Raw genomic sequence first — 12,239 nt, forward strand, 5'->3', positions numbered from 1 at the left:
TTTTTCGATGAGTATTCTTAACATCATGTGGGCCGGTGGGTCTGCATTCGCCTCGGTGCAGAAGGTTCATCAGCAAATACTGTCACGTGCCGACACCCGTGTACCGATCCACACCTGGTTGCTGCAAGGCAGCGCCGGCGACGATGGTCTGGTTGAACAGGCCGTTGAATGGAACCTCTCTTCCGCCAGGCTCAAAGGGCGGCACCTGTGGAAGTTGCTGATGCCCTGGATGCGTGCGCGCTTTCAGAAGGCGTTGCCTGAGGATCTGCAAGTGGTGCTGCTCGATGGCATCGGCGTGGCGCGGGTGCTGTTGCCGGTGCTCAAGCAATTGCCGCACGTGCGCGCCGTGGTGATCTTTCATGGCGCTACGCGCTTGCGCAAAGCCGATCAAACACTCTTTGAGCAGTTCGCGGACTCGCAACTGACGCTCACTGCTGTCTCGCAAACGCTCGCCGCGTCTCTGGAGCGTTACCTGCAACGTCCGGTGGCGGTGCTGCGCAGCGCTTTCGATCCGGCTGTGTTCCGTGCCACGGCGCTGTCCCGTGAGCAAGCGCGAACCCACCTGAATTTACCGTTGAGCGGCGCGCCGGTGTTGGGCGCAGTCGGTCGTCTGGTGGACGGCAAGGGGTTTGCCTGTTTGCTGGAGGCGTTTGCCAGCGTGTCGGCCGACAAACCCGACGCGCGCCTGGTGATCATCGGCGAAGGGCCGGCGCGCGAAGCGCTTGAAGCGCGTATCGAGGCCCTTGGCTTGCAGGGCAAGGTTTCCCTGCCGGGGCACCTGCCTGAAGCGGCGACCCTTTACCGGGCGTTTGACTGGGTCGCGATACCGTCAACGGAAGAAGGGCTTGGGCTGATTCTGCAAGAAGCGGTGATGGCCGGCGTGCCTGTGCTGACCAGCGAGCTGGCAGTGTTCCGCGAGCAGTTGGGCGACGCCGGCTGGTACGCCCCGGCAGACGATGTCGCTGCCTGGCGCAACCTCATGGGGCGCGCTTTTTCGGCGTCCGGCGAGGCGGTGGTCGAGAGTCAATGGCGGGCGCTGGCGCCGGAGCAAGCGTGGGACGACTTCACGCAAACCACTCAGCGCTTGTTCTCATGCCGCTAGCAGCGCTTGTTCCAGTGCGTGCATTGGAAAGCGCTCGTTCAGCTTCTCGCGCGCAATATAGCGGGCGAAATGCTGCAGGTTGCGCCGCGCCAGTTCCGGCTTCAGGGGCGCGCGCAGAAAGCGCATGTCGGCCACGTCGATCAGGCCCATTTGGTTGTCTGGCGTGACCACGATATTGCCCAGATGCAGCGACCGGAAGTAGATCCCCGCGTCATGCAGGCGGCGAATAAGCGCCACCAGCGGGTCGAGGTTCGTGTTCCAGTCAAAACCGTCCTGGCTGGAAATCTGGCGCAGCGTTTCCCCCGGCAGCGGGCGATACAACACGGCCGTCATGCCGGGCGCCTGCAGTTGGTAGAACGCCAGTACGGTCAGCGTAGGAATGCCACGCTGTTGCAGTTGCGCTGCGTTGTCGATGAACCGTTTGGAGTAAGGGCGAAACAACGCAGACGAAAACAAACGCTTGCGACGAAACAGTTTGAGGATATTCCCGTCGGTCAGCAGGTAGACTTTAGCGCCGTAGCTGTCCTTTTCGAGGATTTTGGCACCTTCAATCATTGCGGTTAAATCGGCTTGGGGAAGCCTTGAACATTGCATCGTCGGAAAGCCTTGTGGGAGTCGCGGGCACAGTGATCGGCAATAATGCCGAAAGTTTTGGGTTTTAACCATGCCGGGCTGGCAGGTTGAACGTATTCAGGAGCAGGTGATGCAAGCTAGTCGTTGGGCGCAGGTATGGATGATGTTGGGGTTGTTGTGGTTTCTGCTGGCAATTGCCTTTGCGCCGACCAATAAGATTTATCAACAAGGATTGACGCTGTTTTTGTGGCTGCCGGCCATGGTGTTTGCCTGGGCTGCCCGCGAGCGCCTCAAGGAGGTCTGGCACGCGCAGCGCTGGCTGTGCCTGATGGTCGCGGCGCTTGCGGTCTGGGGCGCAATCAGCCTGTCATGGACCAATGCCCACGACCCTTCGCGCGAGGCCAAGCGTCTGTTGTACATCGGCGTGTTCCTGCTGTTTTTCCCGGTGTTTGCCTGTGGGCAGACCGAGCGCGTGATGCGTGTGATGCAGTGGGGCGGCTTTGGCCTGGCGTTGTCGGCGCTGGTGGCAATCATCAAGTTTTATGGCCTGGAACATAATGCCTGGTATGCACGCCTTGAAGGCTTGGGCCAACTGTCTCACCCGATTCTGGGTGCCTATGTGATCGGCCTGGCTGCGATCTGGCTGCTGCACTGGGTGCCGCGTGGCCGCTGGATGCAAGTGGGGTGGGCGCTGGCGGTCGGCCTGCTTGGGCTGTTCGTGGTGTTGAGCCAAAGCCGTGGCGCCGCGCTGGCGTTGCTGTTGACCATTGTGGCCATGCCCGCCTGGTGCCGTGACCGTCGTTCCAGCGTGATTGCACTTGGCGCGGTGCTCGCTGCGCTGGCGGTGTTCTTCGCCATGCAGTCGCTGATGCTGTCCCGTGGCGTGTCATACCGTCCGCAGATTTTCATGGCTGCAGTGCAGATGATCGGCGAGCGCCCGTGGACCGGCCTGGGGTTGGGCGGCGACTACAAGGTGTTTGCCGATAACCTGTTATTTGACCACTCCCACAACCTGTTCACCCACATTACGCTGGAGTTGGGCCTGCCGGGCCTGCTGCTGTGGTGCGGCCTGTGGTTCGGTGTGCTGTGGCAAGCCTGGAAGGTGCGCGACACGCTGTACGGCAAGGGCATCATCGGCATGTGGGTGTTTTCGTTCCTGGCCATGCAGTTCGACGCCGCCAGCCTGACGGGCACGCCGCGGGCCGAGTGGTTCATCTCCTGGCTGCCGATTGCGCTGGCCAGTGTTTTGGTCTGGGCTCGGGCCAAACCCGACGCGTGTGATAAAGTTCGCGTCCTACCCAATCAGTGAGCTCGACACATGAGTGACGCACCGCCAAAAGCGGACCAGGAATCCAGCCTGAAGATCTACTTCCGGCTGCTGGGCTATGTGAAACCGTATCTGGGCATGTTCCTGCTGAGTATCGTGGGCTTCGTGATCTTTGCTTCGACCCAACCGATGCTCGCCGGGATCCTCAAGTACTTCGTGGATGGCCTGAGCAATCCCGACGTGGTGTTCCTGCCCCAGTTCCCGTTGTTCAAAGATCTGAAGTTGCTGATGGCGGTGCCGCTGCTGATCATCCTGATCGCCGCATGGCAGGGCCTGGGCTCGTTCCTTGGCAACTACTACCTGGCCAAGGTTTCCCTGGGGCTGGTGCATGACCTGCGCGTTGAGTTGTTCAACAAGCTGCTGGTGCTGCCGAACCGCTATTTCGATACGCATAACTCGGGGCATCTGATCTCCCGTATCACCTTCAACGTGACCATGGTCACCGGCGCCGCCACGGATGCGATCAAGGTCGTCATCCGCGAAGGCCTGACGGTGGTGTTCCTGTTCGGCTACCTGCTGTGGATGAACTGGAAACTCACCCTGGTGATGCTGGCGATCCTGCCGTTGATCGCGATCATGGTCGGCAGTACCAGCAAGAAATTCCGCAAGCAGAGCAAGAAAATCCAAGTGGCCATGGGCGACGTGACGCACGTGGCCTCGGAGACCATCCAGGGCTATCGCGTGGTGCGCAGCTTCGGTGGCGAAAGCTATGAGCAGCGCCGCTTTGCCGCCGCCAGCCAGAGCAACACCGACAAACAACTGCGCATGAACAAGACCGGCGCGGTCTACACCCCCATGCTGCAACTGGTGATCTACACCGCCATGGCCGCCTTGATGTTCCTGGTGTTGCTGCTGCGCGGCGAAGCCACGGCGGGTGACCTGGTGGCCTACATTACGGCTGCCGGCCTGCTGCCCAAGCCGATTCGCCAGCTGTCGGAAGTCAGCTCGACCATCCAGAAGGGCGTAGCGGGTGCCGAGAGCATCTTCGAGCAGTTGGACGAAGAGCCTGAAGTCGACGCCGGCACCGTGGAGCGTGACCGCGTCAGCGGTCGTCTGGACGTGCGCAACCTCAGCTTCACCTACCCGGGCGCCGAGCGCGAAGTGCTGAAGAACATCAGCTTCAGCGCCGCGCCTGGGCAGATGATCGCCCTGGTCGGACGTTCGGGCAGCGGCAAGTCGACCCTGGCCAGCCTGATCCCGCGTTTCTACCACCACGAAACCGGCGAGATCCTGCTGGACGAGGTCGAAATCGAAGACTACCGCCTGCGCAACCTGCGCCGGCACGTTGCCCAGGTAACCCAGCACGTCACCCTGTTCAACGACACCGTGGCCAACAACATCGCCTACGGTGACCTGGCTGACGCGCCGCGTGCCGATATCGAAAAGGCCGCCGCCGACGCCTATGCCATGGACTTCATTTCGGAGCTGCCAAAAGGTCTGGACACCGAAGTCGGTGAGAACGGTGTGCTGCTCTCCGGTGGTCAGCGTCAGCGCCTGGCAATTGCTCGTGCACTGTTGAAAAACGCTCCGCTGCTGATCCTCGATGAAGCGACGTCAGCGCTGGATACCGAATCCGAGCGACACATCCAGGCGGCGTTGGACAAGGTCATGAAAGGCCGTACCACGCTGGTGATCGCACACCGCCTGTCGACCATCGAGAAGGCTGACCTGATCCTGGTGATGGACCACGGTGAAATTGTCGAGCGCGGTACGCACGTCGAGCTGCTGGCCAAGGGCGGCTATTACTCGCGCCTGCACGCCATGGGGCTGGACGAGCCGGTCGCCAACGACATCACCTGACCGCCTGGGCGCGCAAGGCGCCCTGGTGTTTGTATCAAGCTCCTTACACAGCTTGACCAAAGCAAAATAATTCACCGCCTGTCGTTTGTTATGTTGGCCCTCTCGATTCGAATGACGAACGAGAGGGCCAACCTTCTTGCGTGGGTAATGGAATGTTGCAACGTCTGTTCTGGAAACTGCTTCCCAAGCACCAGAGAGTGTTTTTGCTGGGGCGTTTGTCCGTGGTGGATCGCCAGGCGGTGAACAAATCCTTGTCTGGGGTGATCACGCTCAACCCCGCCTTCGAGCGGCATCGATGCGTGTTTATCCATGTGCCCAAATGCGCCGGCAGCAGCGTGTGCTCGGCGCTGCTGGATGGGCGCTGGCCGGGGCATCTGCCGTATTACTGGTACCAGCAGCAATTTGCGCAGCATTGCGAACGCGCCTTCAAGTTCGCCTTCGTGCGTGACCCGTTGGAGCGCGCTTACTCCGCTTTTACCTACTTGCGTAGTAACCACATGGGGGCCCGTGACCTGCAAGCCCAGGCGCTGGTCGCCCGCTATCGCGACTTCGACCATTTCATCGCCGGTTGGCTGCACCCGGACAACCTGCGCCGCCAACTGCACTTTGCGCCCCAGACCGACTTTCTGGTCGACCAGATGGGCCAAATGGCCATGGATTTTCTCGGGCGCCAGGAGTCGTTGCAGCAAGACTTCCAGCAAGTGTGCGAACGCCTTGGCGTGGCCTCATCCTTGCCCCATTTGAATGTGTCACTGGGTCGCAGCAGCGAGCCAGTGCGCGAATTTTGCACCCTGCGTACACGGCGCCTGGTCAGGCGCGCCTATCAGCGTGATTACGAGGTCCTGGGCTATGAATAGTCAGTCGCTCTGCGGCGGTTTTGCTGCAATCACTCCGTTTGCCTTGTCGTTGTCGGTGACCGCGCGGGCGGCGCTCAAGCACCAGCAGCCTTGCTGCGTTTGGCTGACCGGGTTGTCCGGGTCAGGCAAGTCGACCTTGGCCAACGCGTTGGAAGTACAGCTCAACGAGCAGGGGCGGCACACCTTCGTGCTTGATGGCGACAATGTGCGGGGCGGCCTGTGCAGCGACCTGGGGATGAGCGATGCGGCGCGCAAGGAGAATGTCCGGCGGATCGGCGAAGTGGCGCGGTTAATGGTCGATGCGGGGTTGATCGTGATCGTGTCGGCGATCTCGCCGTTCAGCGCCGACCGCGCGAGCGCCAGGGCACTGTTCGGGCCGGGGCAGTTCTTTGAGGTGTACATCAGCACGCCGTTCGACGTATGCGCACGCCGCGACCCCAAGGGGCTGTATCGCGCAGCGCTGGAAGGGCGCATTCACTCGTTTACCGGTTTGGACAGTCCCTATGAGGCGCCGCAGCAGGCTGACTGCGTGATCAATACCGATGAGGTCGAACTGACCCGCGCTGTGGACCATATTCTGGCGGCTCTGTTTAAAAAATGAGCAGTTTTTGCCTGTGATGCATCGCCGATAAAGCTCTCGAACTAGGCGGCGCTCACCCTGTGCTAATATCGCGCCCCTGTTCATTTTGTATGTGGGTTGCTCCATGAAGTTGTCCATGCCGCGATTCGATCAAGCCCCTGTCTTGGTGGTCGGCGATGTCATGCTCGACCGTTACTGGCATGGCGGTACCTCACGGATTTCCCCTGAGGCACCGGTACCGGTAGTCAAGGTCGAGCAAATCGAAGACCGTCCAGGTGGCGCTGCCAACGTTGCCCTCAATATCGCCGCACTCGGCGCCCCTGCTTCCCTGGTGGGTGTGACGGGCGACGACGAAGCCGCCGACAGCCTGGCCAACAGCCTGCGCGGCGCCGGCGTACGTGCGCTGTTCCAGCGCATCGCTAATCAGCCGACCATCGTCAAGCTGCGGGTGATGAGCCGTCACCAGCAATTGTTGCGTATTGATTTCGAAGAGCCGTTCACCACCGACCCGCTGGCCCTCAGCGGTCAGGTCGACGCGCTGCTCGAAGGCATCAAGGTGCTGGTGCTGTCCGACTACGGCAAAGGCGCATTGAAAAACCACCAGGTGCTGATCCAGGCGGCCAAGGCCCGAGGTATCCCTGTACTGGCCGATCCCAAGGGCAAGGACTTCTCGATTTATCGAGGCGCCAGCCTGATCACGCCGAACCTCAGCGAATTCGAAGCCATTGTCGGCGGTTGCGCCGATGAGCACGAACTGGTAACCAAGGGCGCAGCCCTGATGGCCGACCTCGACCTGGGCGCTTTGCTGGTGACCCGTGGCGAGCACGGCATGACCCTGCTGCGTCCCGGCCACCCGGCCATGCACCTGCCGGCACGTGCCCGTGAAGTGTTCGACGTCACCGGCGCCGGCGACACCGTGATTTCCACCCTGGCCGCGTCCATCGCCGCTGGCGAGGAACTGCCCCACGCCGTGGCCCTGGCCAACCTGGCGGCGGGCATCGTGGTGGGCAAACTGGGTACCGCCGCCATCAGCGCCCCTGAGCTGCGCCGAGCGATCCAGCGTTCCGAAGGCTCGGAGCGTGGCGTGCTGACCATCGAACAATTGCTGCTGGCGATTGACGATGCCCGTGCCCACAACGAGAGCATCGTGTTCACCAACGGCTGTTTCGACATCCTGCACGCCGGCCACGTGACGTACCTGGAGCAGGCGCGGGCCCAAGGCGATCGCCTGATCGTCGCGGTCAACGACGACGCGTCGGTCAGCCGCCTCAAAGGTCCGGGGCGCCCGATCAACAGCGTTGAGCGACGCATGGCCGTACTGGCCGGCCTGGGCGCGGTGGACTGGGTGATCAGCTTCCCTGAAGCGACCCCGGAAAACCTGCTGGCCCAGGTCAAGCCGGACGTACTGGTCAAGGGCGGTGACTATTCCGTCGACCAGGTGGTGGGGGCGGATATCGTCAGCGCCTACGGCGGCACGGTCAAAGTGCTGGGACTGGTCGAGAACAGCTCGACCACGGCAATCGTCGAGAAGATCCGCAACAATGAGTAAGGCTGCCCCGTTGGTCCTGATCACCGGCGGCGCCGGCTTTATTGGTTCGCACCTGGTCGATGCGTTACTCGCCAAGGGCTATGGCGTGCGCGTGCTGGACAACTTGTCCACAGGCAAGCGCAGCAATCTGCCGTTGGACAACCCGCGCGTCGAGCTGCTTGAAGGTGATGTGGCCGATGCCGAGCTGGTGGCGCATGCCGCTGCTGACGCAACGGCGGTGGTGCACCTTGCCGCCGTGGCGTCGGTGCAGGCGTCGGTGGATGATCCGGTCAGCACCCACCAGAGCAATTTCGTCGGCACCTTGAACGTCTGCGAAGCCATGCGCAGGGCGGGCGTCAAGCGCGTGCTGTACGCCTCGAGCGCTGCGGTGTATGGCAACAACGGTGAAGGTGCTTCGATCGACGAAGAGACCACCAAGGCGCCGTTGACGCCCTATGCCGCCGACAAACTGGCGGGTGAGCACTACTTTGATTTCTACCGCCGCCAGCATGGTCTGGAGCCGGTGATTTTCCGCTTCTTCAATATTTTCGGGCCGCGCCAGGATCCGTCATCGCCGTACTCCGGTGTGATCAGTATCTTCAGTGAACGGGCCCGGCAGGGCTTGCCGATTGCCGTGTTTGGCGATGGCGAGCAGACCCGCGACTTTATGTACGTCGAAGACCTGGTGGACGTGTTGGTGCAGGCCATCGAAGCGCCGGAGGCTCCGCTGGGGGCGATCAACGTCGGCTGGAACCGCACCACTACCCTCAAGCAGGTGTTGCAGGCATTGGAAGAGGCGCTGGGCTCGCTGCCTGCCGTGACGTTTGGGCCGGCGCGTTCGGGGGACATCCGGCATTCGCGGGCGAATAACCAGCGGCTGTTGGCGAACTTCACATTGCCGGAGCCTACACCGTTGAAAGTCGGTCTGGAGCGCCTGCTTAACGGCTAGCCGCAATCCAGGATGGGGGCGGGCTTGCCCGGTTCAGCAGGCTCTCTGCGGTGAGGGGCCTGCTATGGTTGGCAGGTTTACTGTAAGCAGGCTTGCCCTGCGCCGGGCTGCGAAGCAGCCCACTCCATCAACCCTTGACCTTTTTCTTCGGCACGATCTTGCGCAACACGCGCCGCGCCAATCCCTTCAACTTTGATTCTTTTTCAGGCTCCGCCAAGCCTTGCTGGCGTAACCAATCCTTCCAGCGAATGCGTTCGTCGCGTACCAACCAGCCTTCCTGTTGGGCAAAGCTTTCTGCCAGGTATAAACCCCGCGTACTGGCCGGGTACAGTTGGTCTTTCTTCAGGGTGTACAACTCGGGAAGAGGCTGGCCGTCTTTGAGCGGCATCAAGTACAGGTCCGGACGCTTGCGGTCCAGGCGTGCGACTAACTGGTCGCCTTCCAGGCGCTCGTCGACATGGAACAGGCTCAGGGATTTGGCTTCCTTCGGCACTTCCAGGCGCAGGTCGTAAATCAGTTGCAGCGACGCCGTGGGCAGGTGCACGTAGGCCCTGGGGCGTTCGATCAGTTGGGTGGTTGCGCAGCGCACCGGGCGGGCGGCGCCGGACAAGGGGCTCAGGCGAAACGGCAGCGCTTCGCGGTAATGCAGCGCGGCCGAGTAGGGTGCGGGCAGCCAGGTATCGTTGAAGCGCCCGCCGAGCCAGCCTTCGGGCGTTTCCAGCAGGCACTCTTCGGCAATTTCCTGGATGGCGGTGTGCAGCGGCAGGTTCAGTTCGTGGGCCGGGACGTAGCCCGAGATCAGCTTGAGCACCACGTCGCCACGGTCCTGGCGGCGTTGGCGTACCAGTACCCAGTAATCGCGGTTCTGCCAATGCAGGGTCAGTCGTACCGACACACCGAGGTTCGCCAGTTCCAGGACGAATCGCTCGGCGTCCGGTGCTTCCACCGGTTTGCGCCGTTGCAGGGTCTGCGCAAAGTTGAGCGGCATGCCCACGCTCTGGTAACTCAGGCCTTCGGGTGTGGCTTCGACGTGCAGCGGCAGTGTTTTAAAGTTACTGGGGTTTTTTCTTATGAGCGTGCGCGGCATGTCGGCTCCTTTTTGCGACGGGGTCGGCCGCGTCGGCGGCATCAGAGTTGACGGATGACCTTGGCAGCGGTCGCCACGTTATGGGCCAGGTGCAGCGGATTAATGGTCCCGACAATAGCACTCGCCACGCCGGTTTGCGCAAACAACAGCATGAAACTCGCGTGTATTGGATCCATTCCAGGCTCCAGGCAAACATGGCCGCTGGCCAGGGCCTTTTTCACCAGAATGCCCTTGCCGTGCGCCGCTGCGTAATCAATGACGGTTTTCTCGGCCTGTTCGTTCAAATTGTAGGTAACCATTGCGCAATCGCCCTGTTCCAGGGCCTTCACGCCCCCTTCAACGGTTTTGCCGGAGAAGCCGAACCCACGAATTTTGCCCTCTTGTTTCAGCGCTGCCAGGGTCTGGTAAACCTCGCAATCGTTGAGGATGTGCAGGTCGTTGCCGTCGGAATGCACCAGCACCAGATCGATAAAATCCGTTTCAAGCCGTTTCAAGCTGCGCTCGATGGACAGGCGAGTGTGGGTTGCGCTGAAGTCGTGGCGGGAAACGCCGTCCTCGAATTCCTCGCCGACCTTGCTGACGATCACCCAGTCTTTGCGCTGGCCACGCAGCAGCGGGCCCAGGCGTTCTTCGCTGCGCCCATAGGCAGGCGCCGTATCGATCAGGTTGATGCCCAACTGGCGCGCCTGGCGCAGCAGCATCCGCGCTTCGTCGTCATCCGGAATTTGAAAACCGTTGGGGTATTTCACACCTTGGTCGCGGCCCAGTTTGACGGTGCCCAGGCCCAGCGGCGAAACCAGCAGGCCGGTGCTGCCCAAGGGGCGGAGCAGGTCGTGCAGGGTTGGCAGGCTCATGGCAGCAGTTGCTCCCAGGCCGGTACACCGATGGCCGGTTTTGGCAGCTCCGGCAGCGGCGCCGCGTTGCTTGGGTGAATGCCGTCGCGTTCCAAGCTGTTGATTACCCGATCGGCGAAGTCCGGCGCCAGGGCCAGTTTGGTCGGCCAGCCGACCAACAGGCGCCCATCTTCGGCGAGGAAAGCGTTGTCGGGGCGGCTCAGGCCCGACTGCAGCGGCTCGGCGCGGTCGACGCGCAAGGTCGCCCATTGGGTCTGGCCCATGTCGATCCAGGGCAGCAGTTGCGCCAGCTCTTTTCGGGCAGTGGCGATCTGTTGTTCAGGCGTGCGCGCCACACCATCGGCCTCGGCAATGTCGCCGCCCATGTACCACACCCAATTGCCGTCGGCCGCCGGATGCGTGGTCACAGTGATGCGTGGCTTGGTGCCGCCGCCCAGGCAGTGGGCGTACAGCGGCTTCAGGCCGGGGCCCTTGGCGATGATCATATGCAACGGGCGTGTTTGCATGGCCGGCTGGCTCAGGCCCAGGGCGCTGAGCAGCTCTGCAGTGCCGCCACCGGCGCTCAGCACGATGCACTGGGCGCGGATCTCGCGACCATCGACCTTCAAGCCCACCAGAGTGTCGCCGTCGCGCAGCGGTTCAATGCGTTGCCCGGCGAGCAAGCCGTCACCGGCCAACTGCGCCAGGCGTTCAATGACGCTCGGTACGTCCACCACCAGTTCGGCCAGGCGATAGACCTTGCCCTTGAAGCGAGGGTTTTGCAGTGCGGGTGGCAGTTCGTCGCCCTTGACCTGATCGACCCGGCCGCGCACGGCCTTGCTTGCGAAAAAACTGGTGAGGTTGCCGGCGATCGTGCCGGGGGACCACAAGTAATGAGCTTGCGAAAGCACGCGCACGCCGGACAGGTCCAGCTCGCCGTTACCCGCCAGGGCTTCGCGCCAGCGGCGGGGCATATCGGCGATGGCTTCGGAGGCGCCGGTAAGGGCGCCGTGCAGAGCGTATTTCGCACCGCCGTGAATGATCCCCTGGGACTTCACGCTTTGCCCGCCCCCCAAGGTGGCGCTTTCCACCACCACCGTGGAAAACCCCTGGCGGCGCAGGCGCGCATTCAGCCAGAGGCCGGCAACCCCGGCGCCGACAATCAGAACGTCGGTGGAAATAACGGATGGCATGGGCGACCTCAGTGTTCAAGACAAGAGGCGCAGTATACAGGCTGTTGAGTGACGGTCAGTGCCCGGCGGTTTTCGAGAACAGTTGGATGACCACCACGCCCAGCACAATCAGGCCCATGCCCAGCATTGCCGGCAGGTCGAGCTTTTGCCCGTAAATAAACAACGCCGCAATGCTGACCATCACAATGCCCATCCCGGCCCACACGGCGTAGGCCACGCCCACCGGCACGGTGCGCACGACCAGGGTCAGCATCCAGAAGGCCACACCGTAGCCGACGATCACCAGCAACAGCGGGATAGGCGTGCTCAAACCTTTGATGGCTTTCATCGACACAGTGGCGATCACTTCCGAGCAAATGGCAATGGCCAGGTAGTAGTAAGCAGCGTTCATGGCGTCAATCCTCGGTGTG

12 protein-coding genes are annotated in these 12,239 nt (G+C 62.0%); 7 read left to right on the forward strand and 5 right to left on the reverse strand.

All coding sequences use genetic code 11. The annotated features are described in order from the left end of the window. The first annotated feature begins 7 nt into the window (after positions 1 to 7). On the forward strand, positions 8 to 1,102 hold the full coding sequence (locus tag KZX66_RS05530; RefSeq protein ID WP_248077324.1) for a glycosyltransferase: 1,095 nt from the start codon (positions 8 to 10) through the stop codon (positions 1,100 to 1,102). On the opposite strand, the gene KZX66_RS05535 is transcribed toward KZX66_RS05530, so the two are convergent. Then, positions 1,091 to 1,657: a toluene tolerance protein gene (locus tag KZX66_RS05535; RefSeq protein WP_248077328.1), complete on the reverse strand. Its 567-nt coding sequence runs from the start codon at positions 1,655 to 1,657 to the stop codon at positions 1,091 to 1,093. The two genes, KZX66_RS05530 and KZX66_RS05535, sit on opposite strands and share 12 nt — an antisense overlap. Positions 1,658 to 1,805: 148 nt before the next feature. On the opposite strand from KZX66_RS05535, the gene KZX66_RS05540 reads away from it, so the two are divergent. From KZX66_RS05540 to KZX66_RS05565, 6 genes are all read left to right on the forward strand, one after another. Next, on the forward strand, positions 1,806 to 2,984 hold the full coding sequence (locus KZX66_RS05540) for an O-antigen ligase family protein (protein WP_248077332.1): 1,179 nt from the start codon (positions 1,806 to 1,808) through the stop codon (positions 2,982 to 2,984). A gap of 9 nt (positions 2,985 to 2,993) precedes the next feature. Further along, on the forward strand, positions 2,994 to 4,802 hold the full coding sequence (gene msbA, locus KZX66_RS05545; protein ID WP_248077337.1) for a lipid A export permease/ATP-binding protein MsbA: 1,809 nt from the start codon (positions 2,994 to 2,996) through the stop codon (positions 4,800 to 4,802). Between the two features lie 152 nt (positions 4,803 to 4,954). Next, on the forward strand, positions 4,955 to 5,659 hold the full coding sequence (locus KZX66_RS05550) for a sulfotransferase family 2 domain-containing protein (RefSeq protein ID WP_248077343.1): 705 nt from the start codon (positions 4,955 to 4,957) through the stop codon (positions 5,657 to 5,659). Next, positions 5,652 to 6,260, forward strand: coding sequence for an adenylyl-sulfate kinase (gene cysC, locus KZX66_RS05555; protein WP_248077346.1), 609 nt, complete (start codon positions 5,652 to 5,654; stop codon positions 6,258 to 6,260). Before KZX66_RS05550 ends, cysC begins: the two co-directional genes overlap by 8 nt. Before the next feature lie 103 nt (positions 6,261 to 6,363). Next, positions 6,364 to 7,788 carry a bifunctional D-glycero-beta-D-manno-heptose-7-phosphate kinase/D-glycero-beta-D-manno-heptose 1-phosphate adenylyltransferase HldE gene (gene hldE, locus KZX66_RS05560; RefSeq protein ID WP_248077349.1) on the forward strand — a complete coding sequence of 475 codons (1,425 nt, stop codon included), beginning with the start codon at positions 6,364 to 6,366 and terminating at the stop codon, positions 7,786 to 7,788. Continuing rightward, the gene (locus KZX66_RS05565; RefSeq protein ID WP_248077351.1) at positions 7,781 to 8,716 is read left to right on the forward strand and encodes an NAD-dependent epimerase/dehydratase family protein; all 936 of its coding nucleotides are present in this window, start codon (positions 7,781 to 7,783) and stop codon (positions 8,714 to 8,716) included. The genes hldE and KZX66_RS05565 overlap by 8 nt, the downstream gene beginning before the upstream one ends. Positions 8,717 to 8,843: 127 nt before the next feature. On the opposite strand, the gene KZX66_RS05570 is transcribed toward KZX66_RS05565, so the two are convergent. From KZX66_RS05570 to KZX66_RS05585, 4 genes are read right to left on the reverse strand one after another with little or no spacing between them, the layout of a single operon-like run. Next, positions 8,844 to 9,803, reverse strand: a complete 960-nt coding sequence (locus KZX66_RS05570; protein ID WP_248077354.1) for a metal ABC transporter ATPase — start codon at positions 9,801 to 9,803, stop codon at positions 8,844 to 8,846. 41 nt (positions 9,804 to 9,844) lie between these two features. Further along, complete coding sequence (locus KZX66_RS05575) at positions 9,845 to 10,657, reverse strand: aldo/keto reductase (RefSeq protein ID WP_248077358.1); 813 nt, start codon at positions 10,655 to 10,657, stop codon at positions 9,845 to 9,847. Beyond that, positions 10,654 to 11,829: an FAD-dependent oxidoreductase gene (locus KZX66_RS05580; protein ID WP_248077361.1), complete on the reverse strand. Its 1,176-nt coding sequence runs from the start codon at positions 11,827 to 11,829 to the stop codon at positions 10,654 to 10,656. The genes KZX66_RS05575 and KZX66_RS05580 overlap by 4 nt, the downstream gene beginning before the upstream one ends. Before the next feature lie 55 nt (positions 11,830 to 11,884). Continuing rightward, entirely contained in the window at positions 11,885 to 12,220 is a 336-nt protein-coding gene (locus KZX66_RS05585; RefSeq protein ID WP_017526453.1) for a multidrug efflux SMR transporter, read from the reverse strand. Positions 12,221 to 12,239 lie beyond the last annotated feature (19 nt).

It is taken from the genome of Pseudomonas sp. EYE_354, from assembly GCF_023148575.1.
Taxonomy (GTDB): domain Bacteria; phylum Pseudomonadota; class Gammaproteobacteria; order Pseudomonadales; family Pseudomonadaceae; genus Aquipseudomonas.

Coding starts and splice junctions, on each gene's coding strand:
- KZX66_RS05530 (WP_248077324.1), top strand. CDS start 8: ATGAGTATTCTTAACATCATGTGGGCCGGTGGGTCTGCATTCGCCTCG.
- KZX66_RS05535 (WP_248077328.1), bottom strand. CDS start 1,657: ATGATTGAAGGTGCCAAAATCCTCGAAAAGGACAGCTACGGCGCTAAA.
- KZX66_RS05540 (WP_248077332.1), top strand. CDS start 1,806: ATGCAAGCTAGTCGTTGGGCGCAGGTATGGATGATGTTGGGGTTGTTG.
- msbA (WP_248077337.1), top strand. CDS start 2,994: ATGAGTGACGCACCGCCAAAAGCGGACCAGGAATCCAGCCTGAAGATC.
- KZX66_RS05550 (WP_248077343.1), top strand. CDS start 4,955: ATGTTGCAACGTCTGTTCTGGAAACTGCTTCCCAAGCACCAGAGAGTG.
- cysC (WP_248077346.1), top strand. CDS start 5,652: ATGAATAGTCAGTCGCTCTGCGGCGGTTTTGCTGCAATCACTCCGTTT.
- hldE (WP_248077349.1), top strand. CDS start 6,364: ATGAAGTTGTCCATGCCGCGATTCGATCAAGCCCCTGTCTTGGTGGTC.
- KZX66_RS05565 (WP_248077351.1), top strand. CDS start 7,781: ATGAGTAAGGCTGCCCCGTTGGTCCTGATCACCGGCGGCGCCGGCTTT.
- KZX66_RS05570 (WP_248077354.1), bottom strand. CDS start 9,803: ATGCCGCGCACGCTCATAAGAAAAAACCCCAGTAACTTTAAAACACTG.
- KZX66_RS05575 (WP_248077358.1), bottom strand. CDS start 10,657: ATGAGCCTGCCAACCCTGCACGACCTGCTCCGCCCCTTGGGCAGCACC.
- KZX66_RS05580 (WP_248077361.1), bottom strand. CDS start 11,829: ATGCCATCCGTTATTTCCACCGACGTTCTGATTGTCGGCGCCGGGGTT.
- KZX66_RS05585 (WP_017526453.1), bottom strand. CDS start 12,220: ATGAACGCTGCTTACTACTACCTGGCCATTGCCATTTGCTCGGAAGTG.